Source organism: Eubacterium oxidoreducens (assembly GCF_900104415.1).
GTDB lineage: Bacteria > Bacillota > Clostridia > Lachnospirales > Lachnospiraceae > Eubacterium_C > Eubacterium_C oxidoreducens.
In genome coordinates, this window is the sequence record NZ_FMXR01000006.1 from 166,568 (window position 1) to 186,051 (window position 19,484).

Consider the following 19,484-nt stretch of genomic DNA (forward strand, 5'->3'; position numbering starts at 1 on the left):
GCTAATCCACCTCTTTCTATCCAATTATTTCTTTCTCTTGTTAGCAATTACTGTTTTTTTCATGGATTTAATTGACTGTGCGAGACTACGTCTTGCCGGACATATATAACTACAGCTTCCGCATTCTATACACTCTAATCCATTCCAGTGTTCAAACATATCTTCAACATGATTTTCGGCAAAATCAGCAAGCCTTGAAGGAACGAGCTGTTCCGGACAGACTTCTACGCATCTTGCGCAGTTTATACATGCCGTCGTTTCATATTCTGCCACTTCATCTTTTGTAAAGCAAAGCAGTGCCGATGTTGTTTTTGTAGTCGGAATATCCAAACTAAATAATGAAAATCCCATCATTGGTCCACCAGAAATGATTTTTTCAGGTGTTGATTTGAAGCCACCTGCGGCTTCCACCAATTCTCTATAATTTGTACCAATACAGATATTGTAATTAGCCGGATTGACAACAGCATTACCCGTAATTGTTACAATACGATGCATCAAAGGACGACCAAGTTTTACAGCACGATAAATAGATACAATTGTATCTACATTGTCCACAATACATCCTGCATCAGCCGGAAGCATTTTCGAATTAATTGCTCTACCAGTTGTTGCATAAATAAGTTGACGTTCACCACCTTGTGGATACTTTGTCATAAGAGGCATCACAGACAATCTTGGTTCATCTTTTACAAGTTCTTGCAATTTGGCAATACAATCCGGCTTATTATCTTCTACACCGAAAATTCCTTTCGCATTGTCAAATAATCGAAGAATAATTTTCATACCTTCTATCAATTTTTCTGGTTCTTCTAGCATTCTTCTGTAATCAGATGTCAAATATGGTTCGCATTCTGCGCAATTCGCAATCACATATTCAATCTTATTTGGCTCCTTTGGAGACAATTTAACATGTGTTGGGAATCCTGCGCCTCCCATACCTACAACTCCAGCTTCTTTGATCTTCCCAATAATGTCTTCTTTGCTTAAAGAATCAAGGTCATGTACTTCCTCAAATTCTACAGCATTAAACTGACCATCATTTTCAATGATAATAGAATTAACCATATCTCCAACAACTACCCGACGCGGCTCAATTGCTTTTACTTTACCGGATACTGATGCATAAATTGGAGCAGATACAAATCCGCTTGCTTCGGCAATCTTTTGTCCTGCCAAAACTTCGTCACCAACTGCAACAATCGGAGTTGCCGGTGCGCCAATATGCTGAGATAATGGATATACCATATCACCAGTGGGCAAATAATCAGTTATCGGCTGATCCTTAGATAACTCTTTGCCATCATAAGGATGAGTTCCGCCTTTAAATGTACCTAAGCCCATAAGTTTTCCCCGCTTTCTTAATTATTTTTTGCAATCAATTAAAATTATATCACATTGTTTTATCCTATTGTATACTAATTTTGAAAACTTTTTAACAATCTTTTTAGTTTCTTTTCATCAAATTTCATAATATAATATGTATTATCAAGATTAATTTTAGTTCGGAGTGACAAACTATGAAGATTTTTCAGTCAAAAAAGGAAATTCCACACAAAATTGACTTTTTTTCAAAACATTTTTTTAACAATCCTTTGTTCTACGACATTGAAACAACCGGATTTTCAAGAGACTTTCATATGATATACATGATTGGAATCGGGAAACTCGTTAATGAAACTATTGTTTCTACACATTTTCTTGCCGAAACCAAAGAAGATGAAGTATCCATTATCAAATCTTTTTTTGATGCTTTGTCAGATTCTGATTTGCTGATTTCTTATAACGGCAAACGTTTTGATTTACCATTTATTATTGCACGCGCACAAAAACACAGCCTTTCTCTCCCACTAATATTCCCGGAAGAATTGGACATCTATCTAGAAGCCAAACCACTCTTTCGCCTTTTACCGACACCTGACCAAAAATTAAAAACAATGGAACATTATCTGCATATCACCAGAAATGACAAGATGACCGGCGGCGAATTGATCACGGTTTTTCAATCTTATTTGAACACGCATGATGCAGAAAGTGAAACGCTATTGCTTAAGCATAATACCGAAGATATCCTAAATCTACCCGAACTTATGCAACTTCTATCCATCAAAGAAATATTATCCTTTGAGCATCTTTCAAATTTCAATTATTCTATCGAAGAATTTACCGGAGCAAATGGCAATCCCTGCAAAGAATTAGCCTTAAGTTATAACCACTCCTGTACCATAACGAATTCTTTTATTTTTTATTGTGATCAATTCTTTATCAGAATTGATCCGTCAAAGATACGGATTCAAATTCCAATCAAAACCGGAAATATGCTTTATTTTTATGATAATTATAAAGACTATTATTATCTTCCCGAAGAAGACCGCGCTATTCACAAATCCGTAGCATCGTTTCTACCTAAAGAACTTAGGCAAAAAGCAAAGGCTTCTAACTGCTACCAAAAATACGAAGGAGATTTTTTGCCTAATCCAAACAACATATTTTCCCCTTCATTTAAACAATCTTACAAAAGCAAGGATTCTTTTCTTGCGCTTGATCAATCCAAGGATTATCTCTTGTCTCATATAAAAAAATACTTGCAAACACTTCTCACGCTATAAAAAAAAGAACCGAATCAAATCGGTTCTTTTTAATCTCATAATTACAATTTTCTAAAGAAGAAGGATTGCTCTCGAGAATAATTAAGCTCTTTATAGTTGATAATCTGTTCCGTACTACCAATAAACAAAACACCACCCTGTACCAGAGCTTTATTATATTTCTTGTAGATTTCCTCTTTTGCCTCATCGGTAAAGTAAATCAAAACATTTCGACAAACAATTAAATGCTGACCTGACATATATGGATCTTTCAGCAAATTATGTTCTTTAAAAGTAACACGTTTTTTGATTTCTTCTGAAATCTGGTACGAATTACCAATTTTGGTAAAATACTTTTCTTTAAGATCCTTTGGAACGCCAGCAATACTCTTTTCGTTATATAGGCCCACCTTGGCAGTTGCAATTACTTGCTTATCAATATCCGTTGCTGTAATACGAATATTATTTAGTGGCAAATGTCTCGACAAAGCCATAACCAAAGAATAAGGCTCATCTCCCGTTGAACACGCAGCACTCCATACTTTAAGATTCTTTCCAAATCTTTGAATCAAATCCGGAATAATCTCTTCATCCAAAAGCTTCCACTGCTCAGGATTTCTGTAAAATTCAGAAACATTAATAGTTAGGAAATTGACAAATTCTTCAAACTTAGCCTTGTCTTTTTTGATTACCCCAACATACTCATCATATTCCTTGATTCCATTCTTTGCAATCAACGTATCTATACGACGCTTCATCTGTTTTTCCTTATAGGAACTCAGATCGATTTTTGTCATCATATAAATATCTTTTTTAAATTTTTCGTAATCGTTTGCCAATTAAAGCACTCCCTTCACATGGAAAATTACTCTTCTTCCGATGCCTCTTCTACAGATGCTTGTTCTTCTTCCGCTTTTTCTTCCTGAGGAATTAAAGCTTTCATGCTCAGAGAAATCTTATGATCAGCTTCATTAAAATCAACAATCTTAGCTTCAATTTCTTGACCATTCTTCAATACATCAGAAGGCTTTTCGATATGCTCATGTGCAATCTGAGATACATGAAGCAATGCATCTACACCCGGTGTCAATTCAACAAATGCGCCAAAATCAGTCATGCGAGCAACTTTTCCGGTTACCACATTTCCAACCGCGAACTTTTCACTTGCATCATTCCAAGGATTTTCATCCGGGAACTTCATACTAAGAGCAATCTTGGTATCTTTGATATCTTTGATATATACGCGAACTTCGTCGCCATTATTAAAGAGTTTTTTAGGATTATCAACTCTCCCCCAAGACATCTCAGAAATATGTAAAAGACCATCAGCTCCGCCAAGGTCAACAAATGCTCCAAAATCTGTCACATTCTTAATAGTACCCTGAATCACATCGCCTACTTGAATCTTCTCTAATAATTCTTTTTGAAGTTCCGCTCTCTTAGCGATAATCAACTGTTTTCTATCTCCAATAATTCTACGACGTCTTGGATTAAATTCAGTAATTACAAATTCAATTTCCTGACCTTCATATTTAGAAAGGTCTTTCTCATATGTATTAGATACAAGGCTTGCAGGAATAAATACCCTTGCGCCTTCAACATCTACACTAAGTCCACCGCTCTTCACTTCATCAACAACGGCTGTAAGCACTTCCTGATTGTTAAATGCTTCCTCCAGTCGCTGATTACCTTTTTCAGCAAGAACTCTTCTGTAAGATAAAAGAATCTGTCCTTCTCCATCATTTACTTTTACAACCTTAACGGTCATATTATCGCCTTCCGAAACAACAGTGGTAAGGTCAAGATTCGAGTCATTTGTATATTCATTTCTCGGAATAATTCCGTCTGATTTAGCGCCAACGTTCAAAACGATTTCATCTGGTCTTACTTCAAGAACAACGCCTTCGACTACCTCCCCATTTCTTATTGTTTTGTCATAATCTTCAAGCATTTCGTCAAAATTTCCTGTTTCTGACATTAGTTTGAACCTCCTCAATAATTTTTTTTGGGGTGGAAGCCCCAGCAGTAATACCCACGCTTTTAATGCCTTTGAATATAGATCCGTCTAAATCAGTTGATGTCTGAACCAAGTAGGTACATGGACATCCCACTCTTGAAATCTCAAATAATTTTTGAGTATTAGAACTGTTTTTACTTCCAATCACCAGCATTGCGTCTACGTCTTTAGACAATTGTATCGCCTCTGATTGGCGTACTTCAGTGGCATTACAAATTGTATCTAAAACATTTATATCATAACCTTTTTTATTTATAATTTCAACTAAATTCTTAAATTTATTATGGTTAAACGTGGTTTGCGCGACAAGTACTGTTGACCTATCTTTTTCTATGCCTAATTTCTCAAATTCAGAAGCTGTCTGAAAAGTCTGTGAATTATCCGGCGAACACCATCCCAAAATTCCTTGTACTTCCGGGTGATTCTTATCACCGGCAATTAATATATAACAACCTTTTCTTTCATATTCCGCAACTAAATCATGAATTTTGCGCACAAAAGGACAGGTCATATCACAATACTCAATACCGCGATAATTTAATAACTCATAAATCTCTTTGCCCACTCCATGTGATCGAATCACAACAATTCCATCTTGAATTTCAAGAAGTTCTTCTTTCGAATGAAGAACCGTAACTCCGCGACTTTCAAAATGCTGAATTACAGATTCATTATGAATAATCGGACCGTAAGTATATATCTTTTGATCCGTCTTGGTCTCAACCAATTTTTCTAACGAATCTACTGCTCTTTTTACTCCGAAGCAAAAACCTGCACTCTTAGCAACAATAACTTCCATTTCTTACCTTTCTTCATATAGATTTATGATTGTTTCACAAACCTGTTCAATTGTCAAATTTGAAGAATCAACCAAAACTGCGTCTTGTGCCTGCTTCAATGGAGCAATAGTTCGATTCATATCTTGATAGTCTCTTTGTTCAATATCTTTTTCAATTTCTGTAATATCGCATTCAACACCTTTTTCTACAAGTTCATCAAATCTTCTTTTTGCTCTCGTTTGCACCGATGCTGTCAAATAAATCTTTAGTTCAGCGTCCGGTAATACACATGTACCAATATCTCTCCCATCCATTATTACATTCTGCTTTTGAGCGAGCTCTTTTTGTGCATCCAGCAGCATTGCGCGTACTTTTGGATAAGAACTTGTTTTTGAAGCCATATTCCCCACTTCTTCTTTACGGATAAATCCATTTACATTTTCGCCATTTAACAGCACCTGTTGTTCTCCATTCACATATTGAATAGAAACACTAATTTGATCACAAGCCTGATTCACCGCTTCTTCATCCGATACATCTATGTTATTTCTTAGCATATACAAACCGATAGCGCGATACATTGCGCCTGTATCCACATAAATCAATCCAAGATTCTTTGCCACTTTTTTGGCTATCGTACTTTTTCCTGCACCGGCAGGTCCATCTACTGCAATATTTTTTCCCATATCAACATTCTTCCTTTCATTCGTCTATTACATTCTTATCTAGAACACTTTGCGTTGCAAGATATCCGGTTGACCATGCAATCTGAAGATTATAACCTCCTGTCAACGCATCAAGATCAAGCATTTCTCCGCACAAATAAAGATTCTTTACGAGTTTTGATTCCATAGTGGATGGATCAACCTCTCGAACCGATACGCCACCTTTTGTAATGATAGCTTCGGAAAATCCACCCAATTCCTTACTTGTAAGGCGTAGTCCTTTCAATAATTCAACTAGTTTTTCTCGTTCTTTCTTTGTCACTTCATTTACTTTTTTCTTTGGATCAATTCCACTTAACCTAACAATCACCGGAATCAACTTAGAAGGCAATAATTTATTCAGACTGTTGCCAAATTGACGATTAATATTTGTTTGAAAATCCCGCAAAATTCGTTTATCCATCTGTTCCTTATCAAGAGCTGGTTTTAAATCAATCCAAATATCAACAGTTCCTGTTTTTAGCTCATCATTTAATACAGAGCTGGCTGTCAAAACAACGGGACCGGAAATTCCTTTATGCGTAAAAAGCATCTCGCCTTGTTCTTCATAGAGACACTTCTTACCCCTTTCAAAAGAAACTTTTACATTTTTTAATGAAAGCCCCATTAATTCAGTTACCCACTCTTCTTTTGTCAAAATACCGACAAGCGATGGTGCACATTCTTTTATTGTATGCCCTAATTTGTTAACAAGTTCATATCCGCTACCATCACTCCCACAAGACGGATAGGATATTCCTCCGGTTGAAATGATTACAGCATCTGCTTCATAACACGATTTTGAAGTAACGACTGCACATACCCGCTCGTTTTTTACTTTGATTTGAGTAACTTTTTCATTTAGCTTAATTTTAACTTGTCCCTCTTTCATAGCGCGTTCTAATGTCTTTATTACATCAGAGGCATGATCCGACACCGGAAACACCCTATCACCATGTTCTGTTTTTAATTTCAAACCATGTTCTTCAAAAAAACGCATCACCGAAGAACTATCAAATGAATAAAAGGCACTATATAAAAATTTAGGATTACGTTTTACCATGGATAAATGTTTTTCGACATCCGAATTATTTGTGATATTACATCTACCTTTTCCTGTAATATATAGTTTCTTTCCTAGCTTTTCATTTTGTTCAATCAACGTCACATCACAATTTTGCGCACAAGTTGCCGCAGCCATCATTCCACCGGCACCTCCGCCGATTATCACTACTTTTTTCACTTCAGCTCACCTATATGCTTATATTTATTTTTAAACGCATCATCAATATGATCAATTTCATCATTTTCATAAATCTGATACTGTTCCCAAATATCTTCAAGAAATTCAACGTTTTTTACTACTTCATCTTTGCGAAACATAGTTAACGCCACAATAAGAGCATTAATCACGCTCATAGGTGCCGTCATGGAATCCACAATAGATGCCATTTCACTTTTCGCAATCAGATTACAGGAGGAATAAAGATTCATAGGCGAATGAACGGAATCTGTAAGCGTTATAACCCCAGCACTTTTATTGTTGGCAAACTCCATAGCTTTTAGTGTTCGCATCGAATATCTCGGAAAACTTATCCCGATCACAACGTCTTTATTTGTCAAATGAACCATCTGTTCAAACATCTCGGTCACATTACTCGAAGTTACAAGATGGACATTCTTAAAAATCATCTGCAGATAAAAATATAAAAACTGTGCAAGCGGCGCACACGCCCTGACTCCAACAACATAAATATGTTCAGCGTTTAATATAGAAGACACAGCCTGATCAAATGTACTTTGATTTAACCCTTCCAACGTCCGCTTTATGTTATCGCAATCGGACGCGAGAACTTTTTGCAACACATCTTTTTTGGACGTTCGTGTTGTTGTAATATTCATTTTCTGTGTTTTTTCTAATTTAAGACGAACCATTTCTTCTAATGATTTTTGAAACTGCGGATACCCTTTATATCCCAGGCTCATGGCAAATCGTACCACAGTTGATTCGCTCACTCCCACAACTTCTCCCATTTTCGCAGCCGTAAAAAACACTGCCTGTTCATAATTATCCGTTATATATGCAGCAAGTTTTTTTTGATTTTTACTCATTGAAGCATATTGTTCATTCATTCTGGTAAGCAAATTATTCGCATTCACTTTTCGCTCCTCCACTCGTATACATTGTTCGATATATTATAACAAAGCCCTATTTCCTTAGCAAGAAAATGCAAATATAAATTTATTATTAAATACTGTAAGATTTCTTAGATTATGTTGCACCATTTTCACTTTTCAATTATCATTGGAATATGAATAATTTTACAAAGGATCGTGACTAAAGAATTATGAATTTATCATCTTCAAATATTATTAAACTCTTAGAGAAACATGCACAGGAAGATCCGGATCTTGTTATTTATCGTTTCGTTGATTATCGAGACGATGAATTTCATTTTCAAGACTGTACCAATCGATTGATTTTTCGTAAATCTTTGGAAATGGCATACGAATTAAAGCGAAAAGGTCTAAAAAAGGGGGATCGGGCCGTTATTTTTTCTATGCAGGATTTTGGTACTGTTTATGCGATACTTGGATGTATGATGGCCGGAGTGGTATTTACCATTATTCCACCACCGCTCGATGAAAATAAAGTTGCGAGATTTATATCGGTATTAAAATCATGTCGTCCTAAGGCGTTAATTTCAAACTACGCGCTTGAACAAGAAAGCGAAACAAAATTAACGGCTCGTTTGTTAAAGGACGCTTTTTTTAATGTCATCACCTTAAAGCGAATTTATACCGATAAATTAACTCCATATAAAAATACGGATGTTATCGTTTCGCAAAATCCGAACGATTTAGTATATCTCCAATATACTTCCGGCTCAACCAGCGCACCAAAAGGCGTTATGATTCGTCGTCATCAATTAATGAGTCAAATGCAGCAATGCGATAATGTATATGATTTTTCCACCAGCAGAATGGCAACCTGGGTTCCTTTTTTCCATAATTTAGGACTTGTAATCACAGTATTAATGCCACTTTGCGTTAATGGTGCTGTTATTTATCATATTAATACCATGCAATTTTTATCCAATCCTAAGATTTGGATTAAACTTATGAATAAATATCGCTGCAACCTGACGGTTGGTCCCGGCTCTGCATTTGAAGCATGCACGAAAATCTTCTCACCACAAGAAGCTTCAAAGATTGATTTGTCATGTGCTACGCACTTTATGAACGGTTCCGAATTCGTTTCTCCGCAGACCATCGCTAAATTCAGCGAAATGTTTAACGTGCCTTATCATGCGGCCGCTCCCGGCTATGGCCTCGGCGAATGCTGTTGTCTTGCAAGTGTTGCAGGTCTTGATTATAAGGTCTTACGCGTAGATTATGAATCTTACCAAAAAAACAAAATTGTATTATCAGATGCTCCGGATGCAAAGGAAATTGTCAGCCTTGGCAAACCAGTTACCGGTCTTAAAATCATTGCTGTCAATCCTAAAACGCGAAAAACCTATGACGAATTACATATTGGCGAAATCTGTCTGCAAGGTCCTAATGTAGCATCCGGATATTGGGGCAAAATTCCGGAAAATAAAAATTTCCATTTTCGTCTAACCGATCAAGAAGGCGATTTTTATCGAACCGGAGACCTTGGTTTTATGTATGAAGGCAATCTTTATATTACCGGACGCCTAAAAGAAATGTTCATTATTAACGGACACAATGTCTATCCCGGTGATTTGCTCGGATATCTTCAAAGACACAGTCCGTCTATTACCGCAAATGCCTGCGGTTTCTTTTCGATTTCTGACGGTAAGAAAGAACATATTTATGCCGTAATGGAATTCGAGGATACCGACAATTATATTAATTATGCTTCTCGAATCAATTCTTTGATTGCAAAGCAATTTGAGTTTTCTTTTTATGATATTTTATTTGTACCAAAGAACTCTCTTCCTCGAACAGACAATAACAAGTTGCAAATGTTAAAAACCCGTGCGTTATATGAGAAGAAAGAACTTCCGATCCTATTTAGCTATCGCACAAGTAATCACTCTAATTATACAGTTTCTTCAAAAGAATCTGACGGCGCACATGCTAATGAAGACAAAAATGATGCGATCTTTACAAAAGTTAAAGAAATGTTTGACCGTGTTCTTAAACTAGACTCCTATAATGTACATGATAGTTTTTTAGAACTTGGCGGTGACTCCCTTATGGGATTTGAATTATTAAATAAAATCGAAGAAGATTTTGGCATCAAAATGGACTTTCGTGAATTGCTTGCAGATGCTTCTGTTTACGGAGTTACCAATCATATCAAGCGCGTTCTTTCCGGCAAACAACCAAGTGGTAAGCCAATTGATTTAAAGATGGAATGCCGCCTTGATAAAAGCATTGTACCGCAAGGAAGCTATGAGAAGTCACCACAAGAATGCAGCAAGATATTTTTAACCGGTTCATCCGGATTTTTAGGTTCTAACCTTATAAAATCCTTTATCCAACAGTATCCTCACGACGACCTTGAAATCTATTGCCATGTTCGTGCAGAAAGCACTGAAAAAGGATACAACAAAATCAAAAATCGAATGATTCATTTTGGCTGTTGGAATGAAGAATATAGTAAGTTCATTCGTCCTGTACTCGGTGATTTAACAAAACCGAATATGGGCATGGATCAGGAGATTTATAATGAATTAAGCAATAAAATCGATGTTGTGTATCATAATGGAGCTTTATTAAATTTTGTTTATCCATATTCTTATTTGAAAAATACAAATGTTTATGGCACTATAGAAGCATTGCGATTTGCTTGTGCCAAAAAACCAAAATATTTCCATTTTATTTCTTCATACAGCGTTTTTGACACGCCGGATAATCTTGGAAAATTTGTAACAGAATCACAGCCGCTTAATACTTCCAGCGGATTTTCATTGGCTTATTCTGAGACAAAATGGGTTGCGGAAAAACTGGTTGGTATCGCTAATAAACGAGGATTAAAAACTGTCATTTACAGACCGGGCGATATCACCGGCGGCAAAAATGGAATTTGGAATCTCGAGGATATGGTAAGCCGCATTATTGTTGGTTGTATCCAGCTTGGCTGCATTCCTTTTGCGATTTACGAACTCCACATGACACCGGTTGACTATATCGCAGATGCAATTGCTCATATATCACAAAAAGAAGAAGCAATTTCCAAAAACTTCCATTTAATCAACCCGGTACCACTACCTCTTGGAAAGCTTGTCTCTTCCATCAGGCGCTGTGGATATCCGCTTCGCTATACTACCTTTAAACGATGGAAGACCAAATTAGATGCGGCACAAAATACTAACGTTTTAGCAATGCTTGATTGTTTATTTACGCAAGGAAACGAATCAAATCCCGGAATATTAAGGCATTTTACCGGTCGAAATACAAAATATTCCACCGCAAATACTGCTATGCTTCTTAGCGACAGCAATATAACCTGTCCTATTGTCGGCACAAAATTCATTTCCAAATATTTACATTACTTTAAATCAAGTGGATATTTGGATTAAACTAAGGAGGAATCCGCGCTTATAACGCGGTATTATAAAACTATGAAACTTGGAATTCCAAGAGCCTTGCTCTATTATCGTTATGATGTTCTATGGGAGACATTCTTTAAAGAGCTTGGCATAGAGACCGTATTAAGTCCGAAAACAGATAAAAACATCATGGATCGAGGTGCTTTTTATTCGATTGATGAAGCTTGTCTATCTAGCAAACTTTATCTTGGACATGTCGATTCCCTCATCGGAAAATGTGATGCCATATTTATTCCTCGCATTGCGACTTTTCAAAATGACGGAGTCCTTTGTACGCGTTTTGAAGGCTTATATGACATTGTCTGTAATACTTTCCGTGAACAAAATCTACGTTTTATTCCATTAAATGTAGATGAGCAACAGAAAATTTCAGAAGAAAAAGGATATATTAATCTAGGAATAGAGCTAGGTTTTTCAAAACGAGAAGCCAAACGCGCTTATCAATGCGGACTTAAAGCTCATCTAAAAGCACAAAAAGAAAAACAACTGCTCCAGGAAAATGCATTAAAACAACCGGATGCCGTTAAGATTCTTGTTGTAGCACATGCGTATAACCTATATGACGAATACATCGGTGTGCCGGTCGTTGAAAAACTTAAAGAACTTGGTGCTCTTGCAATCTTTGCCGATCATCTAGATCCGGCAATAGCTCGCAGCAAATATACTGAAATCTGCAAAGACGTTCCATGGATTATGTCCCGTGAACTTTTAGGCTCTATCGCTTATTATCACGATCAAATTGATGGTATTATTTTGATGACAGCCTTCCCTTGCGGTCCTGATTCTATGCTGAACGAGATGATTATCAGACGAATTAAAGATCTTCCAATTCTCAATTTATTACAAGACAGTCAAGACGGTAATGCCGGTGTGGATACCAGATTAGAAAGTTTTGTGGATATCATTCGTTTCAGGAAGGGAGATTTTTTATGATGCGTACTAATAATAAAAATTATATATTATGCTACCCTCAACTTGGCAATTATGATATCCCAATAAAATATTTTGTAAATCATGGATTAAATCAAGAATACAAAGCGCCACCGCAAATGACCAAAAGAACCATTGAACTTGGCGCAAAAAATTCGCCTGATTTTGTATGTGCCCCATTTAAATGCATGATGGGCTGCTATATAGAAGCTCTTGAACAAGGTGCTAATGTTATGATTGGTACAGGTGGCACTTGCAGACTTGGTTATTATGGTGAATTACACGAACAGATTTTGCATGACTTAGGCTATGATTTCGAAATGTTTAATATCACTTTAGCCAATTACAAAAATATTTGGGGACTTTATAAAGGGATGCGTCATTTTGCTCCTAATACAAACTTGTTTCGTATGATCAAAGCGCTTCCAGCAACAGCCAAAATGATTTGTGTTTTTGATGAAGTTGAGGATTATTACCGTCAAAATATGGGATTTGAAACTCATGAGGGCGATTTTGAAGCGGCTTATAAGCTATTCCTACAATCTATGAGAAAAGCCAATACCTTAAGAGACATTAAAAGGATCTATAAAACAACCATAAATAATTTCAAACGAATTCCAATTAACAAACCTGAACATCCCGTAAAAATTGGAATCGTTGGTGAATACTTCACCATTATGGATCCTTATTCTAATCATGAAATTGAAACAAAACTTGCCAAAATGGGTGCCGAGGTTCACCGCTGGATGAGTTTATCTCATTCCGTGATTTTAGCGAATGAAAAGTCTTTATTTGGACGACTTTTTCAATATATGCATTTTGATATCAAAAAATTCCCATCTTCTATTTGGCATAAAAGTCATTTAAAGGATATTTCGGATTATGCTGTTTATGATAATGGCGGATCTTCTATCGCTACCGTAAACAAAGCGAAAGAATATGCCAAGGCAGGCTTTGATGGAATTGTACAGGTAAAATGTTTTGGATGCACTCCGGAAACCGGTATTGTTCCTATTCTTCATAATATCAGCAAGGATTATAAGGTGCCTATTTTATATATGAATTATGACACTCAAACTTCCGATACCGGAATCGAAACACGAATTGAGGCGTTCTATGACATGATCGCTATGAGAAAGGAAGTAACTACTAAATGAAAAAAGCTTATTTAGGTATTGATATTGGCTCTATTTCTACAAAAGGAGTCGTTATTGATGATGAATGTAATATTTTAGCCCAAGTTTATTTATGGACGGAAGGTAATCCTATTGAGGCTTCCAAAAAAGTCATTGCACAACTGAATGAACAACTAGATCACAACAACTATACCGTTGTTTCTGCCGGCACCACCGGTAGTGCACGCAAACTTGTCGGTGCAATGATTGGTGCAAGTATTGTCAAAAACGAAATCACTGCTCATGCGGTAGGCACTACAACTCTTCATCCTGATGTTCATACTATTTTAGAAATCGGCGGTCAAGATTCGAAAATAATTATTGTTGAGGATGGCGTTGCTGTCGATTATGCCATGAACACTCTATGCGCAGCCGGAACCGGCTCCTTTTTATCAAGTCAGTCTAGAAGACTTGGTGTTGAAGTGGAGGAATTCGGAAAAATTGCTCTTTCAAGCAAAAATCCTACACCGATTGCTGCAAGATGTACGGTATTCGCCGAATCAGATCTCGTGCATAAGATTCAGATGGGACATAAAAAAGAAGATATCATCGCCGGTCTTTGTCATGCCGTTGCCAATAACTATCTAAACAATATAGGTAAGGGAAAGAAAATCACTTCTCCTATCGTTTTCCAAGGTGGTGTGTCCAAAAATATCGGCGTTGTCGATGCCTTTTCTAAAGCATTAAATGCAGAAATTATTGTTGATGAAGCCGGACATTTGATGGGTGCCTTTGGTGCTGCTATATTAGCTCTTCGTAGCAAAATTGAAGCACCGTTCTCCTTTGATATTGCAGATGTAACTTTTGAACCCAAAGAGGTTGTCTGTCAAAAATGTGCAAACCATTGCGAAATCATCTGCATATACAAAGATGGTGAGCTTATTGATTCTTGGGGAAATCGCTGTGAGCGAGGAGAAATTAAAGTCAACAAAACAAAATAAAAACAACAAAATGGCAATCGTCTAATAACCGACGATTGCCATTATTTCATTTCTTCGATGTTTTAAATAATGATATTTTCTTCTTCTTCTTGCGCTTCATATTCAAGTTCTTCTTGCGCTTCTCTCTTAAATTCCTCAATGGTATCCTGATTCAAAGCCGGAAGTTCTTCTAGCGAATGAACACCAAAACTTCTAAGGAACTCTTCCGTTGTCCCAAATAACATCGGCCTGCCAGGAGCATCCAACCTTCCCAGCTCACATACGAGATTAAATTCCACCAAACGATTTACCACATGATCGCTAGACACGCCTCTTATATTTTCTATTTCAGCTTTCGTAATCGGCTGTTTATATGCAATGATGGAAAGTGTCTCAAGTTGCACATCTGTTAAAACATATTTGCGAGGGAGTTTTGCAATCTTTATCAAATAGTCATACATCTCCGGTTTCGTGCACATCTGATAGGCACCATCAAGTTCTATCAATTGCACTCCGCTGTCTGATGATTCGTATTTTTTAGTCAGTTCTTCTAAATATTTTTTTACTTCATTCTTATCAATTTCTAAAGCCTGAGCAAGTTTTGATAATTCAACCGACTCACCCATTGTAAATAATATAGCTTCTAATATAGCCAGATAATTTTTTTGATCCATAATCATTATTATGCAGCAATCTTAGATTCAATATAAATATCTTCAAACAAATCATCTTGTCGAATCCAAAGTATACCCGTCTTCATCAATTCTAAAATTGCAAGAAAAGTAACGATCAGCTGCATTTTTCCTTTCTGATTTTCCAAAAGCGTCCGAAATGAAAAGCTATTATGACTTTTCGCATACATTCTAACTTTGTCCATCGTATCTTCCAGAGAAACTTCTTCTTTTTCTATCTTCCCAAATTTCGAACGAATCGGATCGATTTTCTCTTTTTGTTTCTTTATAATACTTTGGAAAATATGATTAAGCTTTTCCAAAGTCATATCACCAATAAGTGTTTCCATATCAATTGGTTCCACATATTCTTCTACTTCCTTTGGAATCGTAGGATATTTAAATAATACTTTTGCAGCATCCATCTGTCTGTCTTTTAATTCATAAGACATACACTTATACATCTTATATTCAAGCAATCTCTCAACGAGCTGTGCGCGTGGATCTTCTTCCTCTTCTTCTAATTCATTTGTTGGAAGAAGCATCTTAGACTTGATATCAAGCAAAGTTGCTGCCATAACCAAAAATTCGCTCATAACATTAAGATCTTCCGTCTGCATCTGATTAATATAATCCATATATTGTTTCGTGATTTCAACAATCGGAATATCGTAGATATTAACTTTATTTTTTTCTAATAAATGAAGAAGCAAATCCAGCGGTCCTTCAAATATTTCCAATTTAAAATTCAAATCCATTGCAAAACTCCGTCGTTAACCTTTGTGACCATTTGGTTTATAATTCCATTTTCGTCCAATGCTATTATAACGGCTTGGCTAAGATTTTTCAAGTGCCAATCACTATATTTAGTGGTTTTTAGGAATCCACTTTTCTACAATTAGTGTTTTTCAGGTTTTATCTCAACCGCTAACACTTCCGCTCTGTTAAAAATCCGAATATGAAAAGTATGTGTACCCAAACCTTTACTGACAATCACATCTTTATCGTTTACTTTATAATGACCTCCATCATATGTCGGAAAAAGTTTAAATTCCGGCGATAGGATACTTGATCCCCCGGGGATTCTAACGAGTCCCCCATGATTATGTCCGGATAAAATAAGATCACAAGGCCATTTTAAATATGTTTCCATATATTTTGGACTATGCGCCATCAGGATACAAAATCCTTCTTCTTCGTATTCCGGAAAATTCTTTTCAAAATATTCAACTTCTAGTTCACAATCGATTTTTTTATCGAAACATTCAGGTGGAAGTGTAAGTCCAATCAAATCCACTTCTTCATTTAGCCGCGAAAACTCATTATCAAGTACTATGATATCTGACGCTTTCACCTTTTCCATATATCGACAAAATGCTTCATAATGCTTTGACTCCTCATCCATCACGCGCTGTTCATGATTACCTAGTTCATAATAAACCGGCGCAATCGTTGTTAAGGAATTCAAAAATTCAAATACTTCATCATATTTTTGGGTTTTCTTGGCTGTAATCATATCTCCGGTTAACAATATAGCATCCGGTTTAATTGCTTCTACCGCTTCGTAAAGAGGATGATTATCTTTTCCGAAGAGCTTAGCATGCAGATCCGAAAGTACTGCAAGACGAACCGGATGTGTCACATAACTACTTGTTATACGATAGCTGGTAATTGTAAATTTCCTAAGTTCAATTGCTTGTAAAACAACTCCAATTAAAATAATACAGATTATAACAACTAAGATTGTCATGTCACACCTCCTCTTGCCAAAAAACCTTATATCCCATTTACGTTTTCGATTGGTTGTTTTCCTATCAAGAAAAAAAACAGACCCCTTAGATTATAACATCTAAGGAGCCTGAAATACACCTACTGTTATGCTTTCGGAACATCTTTCATACTAAAGCTGATTCTTCCCATTTTGTCTTTTCCAAGGCATACAACCGTTACTTCATCACCAAGAGTAAGAACATCTTCTACATGGTTGATTCTTTCTTTTGAAATCTTGGAAATATGAACCATTCCTTCTTTACCCGGAGCAAACTCGATAAATGCACCAAATTCTTTAATACTGATAACTTTTCCTTTAAAAATCTGGTCTTTTTCAAAATCTGTTGTGATAATTTTAATCATTTCAACAGCCTGATCCATCATATCCTTATCAGTTCCGCATACAGATACATTACCATCATCTGTAATATCAATCTTAACGCCGGTTCTTTCAATGATTTCATTAATTGTCTTACCACGCTGTCCGACCACATCACCAATCTTCTGCGGATCAATCTGCATAGAGATGATCTTAGGAGCATACTCCCCGACTTCTTTTCTAGGTTCTGCAATTGCCTTCTTCATACACTCATCCATGATAAATAATCTTGCCTGACGAGTTCTTGCAATCGCCTCTTCTACGATTGGACGAGTAAGACCATGAATCTTGATATCCATCTGAATTGCAGTAATACCATCTGTTGTTCCGGTAACCTTAAAGTCCATATCCCCAAAGAAATCTTCTAATCCCTGGATATCGGTTAATACAACATAATCATCATCTGTATCCCCTGTTACAAGACCGCAACTGATACCTGCAACCATCTTCTTAATCGGAACACCGGCTGCCATTAACGACATACAAGATGCACAAGTTGACGCCATTGATGTAGAGCCATTTGATTCAAAGGTTTCAGACACAGCACGAATTGCATATGGGAATTCCTCTTCCGATGGAAGAACCGGAAGAAGAGCTCTTTCTGCAAGTGCTCCATGTCCAATTTCTCTACGTCCCGGTCCTCTTGAAGGCTTAGTCTCTCCAACAGAATAAGAAGGGAAATTATAATGGTGCATATAACGCTTAGCCGTAACATTCTCATCTAATCCATCTATACGCTGTTTTTCTGACAAAGGTGCAAGCGTTACAATATCGCAAATCTGCGTCTGACCACGTGTAAACATTGCCGATCCATGTACACGAGGAACGATATCAACCTCTGCTGAAAGTTTACGAATCTGATCTAAAGCTCTTCCATCCGGACGCTTATGATCTTTTAAAATCATCTTACGAACCGTCTTCTTTTGATACTGATAAATAGCTTCACCTAGTACCTCAAGCCACTGCTCATTCTCAGCAAAAGCTTCTTCTAATCGAGCTGTAATTTCTTTGATATTTTCTTCTCTTACCTGCTTTTCATCAGTAAATACTGCTTCTTCCATTTCAGCCGGCGGAACAATTTCCTTGATTTTTTCAAACATTTCATCCGGAATTGCACAGCTTGTATAGGAATGCTTTTCCTTACCTACTTCCGCTACGATTTGATTTATAAATGCAATAATCTCCTGATTTACATCATGCGCCTTATAGATAGCTTCAATCATTTTAGCTTCCGGTATCTCGTTGGCACCCGCTTCAATCATAATGACCTTTTCAGAAGTTGAAGCAACTGTAAGTTTTAAATCGCCTTCATCCCACTGTGCCTGTGATGGATTGATTACAAATTCACCATCAATCATACCAACCTGAGTCATGGCACATGGACCATAAAACGGTATATCCGAAATACAAGTTGCAATAGAACTACCAAGCATAGCTACCAGTTCCGGTCTGCATTCAGGATCAACTGCCAAAACCAGATTGTTTAATGTAACATCATTTCTATAGTCTTTTGGGAATAACGGACGCATTGGACGGTCAATAACACGAGCAGTGAGTACCGAATTTTCCGATGCTTTACCTTCTCTTTTATTAAATCCACCCGGTATCTTTCCTACAGAATACATCTTTTCTTCAAATTCCACACTAAGAGGGAAAAAATCAATTCCATCTCTAGGCTTGTCTGAAGCTGTTGCTGTCGAAAGTACGGTTGTATCACCATATTTCATAAACACGGCACCGTTTGCCTGTGCTGCAACTCTTCCGATATCAATCGTCAAAGTCTTCCCACCGATTTCCATTGAGTAAGTTTTATACATATATTATCTCCTTTTCTTAATCGTGATGGGATTTCCGAAACTACTGATCTGACCACCCGCTGATGAGCACATCAGTGGTCTCGGTTTCTTTCCCATCTACGTTTATCAACTGAAAATAGAGCGGACTACTCCGCTCTATTAAACAATTC

At 36.7% G+C, this 19,484-nt stretch carries 16 protein-coding genes; 5 read left to right on the forward strand and 11 right to left on the reverse strand.

Annotated elements, in window-relative coordinates:
• Window positions 1-24: 24 nt before the first annotated feature.
• Complete coding sequence (gene rsxC, locus BLS20_RS03740) at window positions 25-1,344, reverse strand: electron transport complex subunit RsxC (protein ID WP_090172348.1); 1,320 nt, start codon at window positions 1,342-1,344, stop codon at window positions 25-27.
• A 176-nt stretch (window positions 1,345-1,520) separates the two neighbouring features.
• Here rsxC and BLS20_RS03745 point away from each other — a divergent pair, with 176 nt between their 5' ends.
• A complete protein-coding gene (locus BLS20_RS03745) occupies window positions 1,521-2,609 on the forward strand; it encodes a ribonuclease H-like domain-containing protein (RefSeq protein ID WP_090172350.1) in 1,089 nt (362 codons plus the stop codon).
• Between the two features lie 41 nt (window positions 2,610-2,650).
• Here BLS20_RS03745 and BLS20_RS03750 read toward each other — a convergent pair whose 3' ends face one another.
• Genes BLS20_RS03750 through BLS20_RS03775 form a run of 6 tightly spaced genes read right to left on the reverse strand, consistent with a single transcriptional unit; the run spans window position 2,651 to window position 8,248 of the window.
• The gene (locus BLS20_RS03750) at window positions 2,651-3,427 is read right to left on the reverse strand and encodes a CheR family methyltransferase (protein ID WP_090172352.1); all 777 of its coding nucleotides are present in this window, start codon (window positions 3,425-3,427) and stop codon (window positions 2,651-2,653) included.
• A gap of 26 nt (window positions 3,428-3,453) precedes the next feature.
• A complete protein-coding gene (gene rpsA / locus BLS20_RS03755; RefSeq protein WP_090172354.1) occupies window positions 3,454-4,566 on the reverse strand; it encodes a 30S ribosomal protein S1 in 1,113 nt (370 codons plus the stop codon).
• The gene (gene ispH, locus BLS20_RS03760) at window positions 4,544-5,404 is read right to left on the reverse strand and encodes a 4-hydroxy-3-methylbut-2-enyl diphosphate reductase (RefSeq protein WP_090172356.1); all 861 of its coding nucleotides are present in this window, start codon (window positions 5,402-5,404) and stop codon (window positions 4,544-4,546) included. Before ispH ends, rpsA begins: the two co-directional genes overlap by 23 nt.
• Before the next feature lie 3 nt (window positions 5,405-5,407).
• The gene (gene cmk / locus BLS20_RS03765) at window positions 5,408-6,070 is read right to left on the reverse strand and encodes a (d)CMP kinase (protein ID WP_090172358.1); all 663 of its coding nucleotides are present in this window, start codon (window positions 6,068-6,070) and stop codon (window positions 5,408-5,410) included.
• 16 nt (window positions 6,071-6,086) lie between these two features.
• A complete protein-coding gene (locus BLS20_RS03770; RefSeq protein ID WP_090172361.1) occupies window positions 6,087-7,331 on the reverse strand; it encodes a BaiN/RdsA family NAD(P)/FAD-dependent oxidoreductase in 1,245 nt (414 codons plus the stop codon).
• Window positions 7,328-8,248 carry a MurR/RpiR family transcriptional regulator gene (locus tag BLS20_RS03775; RefSeq protein ID WP_278286154.1) on the reverse strand — a complete coding sequence of 307 codons (921 nt, stop codon included), beginning with the start codon at window positions 8,246-8,248 and terminating at the stop codon, window positions 7,328-7,330. The genes BLS20_RS03770 and BLS20_RS03775 overlap by 4 nt, the downstream gene beginning before the upstream one ends.
• A 188-nt stretch (window positions 8,249-8,436) precedes the next feature.
• Here BLS20_RS03775 and BLS20_RS03780 point away from each other — a divergent pair, with 188 nt between their 5' ends.
• The 4 genes from BLS20_RS03780 to BLS20_RS03795 are packed head-to-tail and all read left to right on the forward strand — an operon-like array spanning window position 8,437 to window position 14,719.
• Window positions 8,437-11,643, forward strand: coding sequence for a non-ribosomal peptide synthetase (locus BLS20_RS03780; protein ID WP_090172364.1), 3,207 nt, complete (start codon window positions 8,437-8,439; stop codon window positions 11,641-11,643).
• Window positions 11,644-11,685: 42 nt separating this feature from the next.
• Window positions 11,686-12,606: an acyl-CoA dehydratase activase-related protein gene (locus BLS20_RS03785; protein ID WP_090172365.1), complete on the forward strand. Its 921-nt coding sequence runs from the start codon at window positions 11,686-11,688 to the stop codon at window positions 12,604-12,606.
• Window positions 12,603-13,760 carry a hypothetical protein gene (locus BLS20_RS03790; RefSeq protein WP_090172367.1) on the forward strand — a complete coding sequence of 386 codons (1,158 nt, stop codon included), beginning with the start codon at window positions 12,603-12,605 and terminating at the stop codon, window positions 13,758-13,760. Before BLS20_RS03785 ends, BLS20_RS03790 begins: the two co-directional genes overlap by 4 nt.
• Entirely contained in the window at window positions 13,757-14,719 is a 963-nt protein-coding gene (locus tag BLS20_RS03795; protein WP_090172369.1) for an acyl-CoA dehydratase activase, read from the forward strand. Before BLS20_RS03790 ends, BLS20_RS03795 begins: the two co-directional genes overlap by 4 nt.
• Before the next feature lie 62 nt (window positions 14,720-14,781).
• Here BLS20_RS03795 and scpB read toward each other — a convergent pair whose 3' ends face one another.
• The 4 genes from scpB to BLS20_RS03815 form a co-directional block, all read right to left on the reverse strand.
• Complete coding sequence (gene scpB / locus BLS20_RS03800; protein WP_090172607.1) at window positions 14,782-15,372, reverse strand: SMC-Scp complex subunit ScpB; 591 nt, start codon at window positions 15,370-15,372, stop codon at window positions 14,782-14,784.
• A gap of 8 nt (window positions 15,373-15,380) precedes the next feature.
• Window positions 15,381-16,127: a segregation and condensation protein A gene (locus BLS20_RS03805; RefSeq protein WP_090172371.1), complete on the reverse strand. Its 747-nt coding sequence runs from the start codon at window positions 16,125-16,127 to the stop codon at window positions 15,381-15,383.
• Between the two features lie 140 nt (window positions 16,128-16,267).
• The gene (locus BLS20_RS03810; protein ID WP_090172373.1) at window positions 16,268-17,119 is read right to left on the reverse strand and encodes a metallophosphoesterase; all 852 of its coding nucleotides are present in this window, start codon (window positions 17,117-17,119) and stop codon (window positions 16,268-16,270) included.
• 125 nt (window positions 17,120-17,244) lie between these two features.
• Window positions 17,245-19,335: a polyribonucleotide nucleotidyltransferase gene (locus BLS20_RS03815; RefSeq protein WP_090172375.1), complete on the reverse strand. Its 2,091-nt coding sequence runs from the start codon at window positions 19,333-19,335 to the stop codon at window positions 17,245-17,247.
• Between the last annotated feature and the right edge of the window lie 149 nt (window positions 19,336-19,484).

What these genes read in the sequence shown, in the direction of transcription:
- ispH (WP_090172356.1), bottom strand. Translation starts at nt 5,404, where the DNA reads ATGGAAGTTATTGTTGCTAAGAGTGCAGGTTTTTGCTTCGGAGTAAAA.
- rsxC (WP_090172348.1), bottom strand. Translation starts at nt 1,344, where the DNA reads ATGGGCTTAGGTACATTTAAAGGCGGAACTCATCCTTATGATGGCAAA.
- BLS20_RS03810 (WP_090172373.1), bottom strand. Translation starts at nt 17,119, where the DNA reads ATGACAATCTTAGTTGTTATAATCTGTATTATTTTAATTGGAGTTGTT.
- cmk (WP_090172358.1), bottom strand. Translation starts at nt 6,070, where the DNA reads ATGGGAAAAAATATTGCAGTAGATGGACCTGCCGGTGCAGGAAAAAGT.
- BLS20_RS03780 (WP_090172364.1), top strand. Translation starts at nt 8,437, where the DNA reads ATGAATTTATCATCTTCAAATATTATTAAACTCTTAGAGAAACATGCA.
- BLS20_RS03795 (WP_090172369.1), top strand. Translation starts at nt 13,757, where the DNA reads ATGAAAAAAGCTTATTTAGGTATTGATATTGGCTCTATTTCTACAAAA.
- BLS20_RS03805 (WP_090172371.1), bottom strand. Translation starts at nt 16,127, where the DNA reads ATGGATTTGAATTTTAAATTGGAAATATTTGAAGGACCGCTGGATTTG.
- BLS20_RS03745 (WP_090172350.1), top strand. Translation starts at nt 1,521, where the DNA reads ATGAAGATTTTTCAGTCAAAAAAGGAAATTCCACACAAAATTGACTTT.
- rpsA (WP_090172354.1), bottom strand. Translation starts at nt 4,566, where the DNA reads ATGTCAGAAACAGGAAATTTTGACGAAATGCTTGAAGATTATGACAAA.
- BLS20_RS03815 (WP_090172375.1), bottom strand. Translation starts at nt 19,335, where the DNA reads ATGTATAAAACTTACTCAATGGAAATCGGTGGGAAGACTTTGACGATT.
- scpB (WP_090172607.1), bottom strand. Translation starts at nt 15,372, where the DNA reads ATGGATCAAAAAAATTATCTGGCTATATTAGAAGCTATATTATTTACA.
- BLS20_RS03790 (WP_090172367.1), top strand. Translation starts at nt 12,603, where the DNA reads ATGATGCGTACTAATAATAAAAATTATATATTATGCTACCCTCAACTT.
- BLS20_RS03785 (WP_090172365.1), top strand. Translation starts at nt 11,686, where the DNA reads ATGAAACTTGGAATTCCAAGAGCCTTGCTCTATTATCGTTATGATGTT.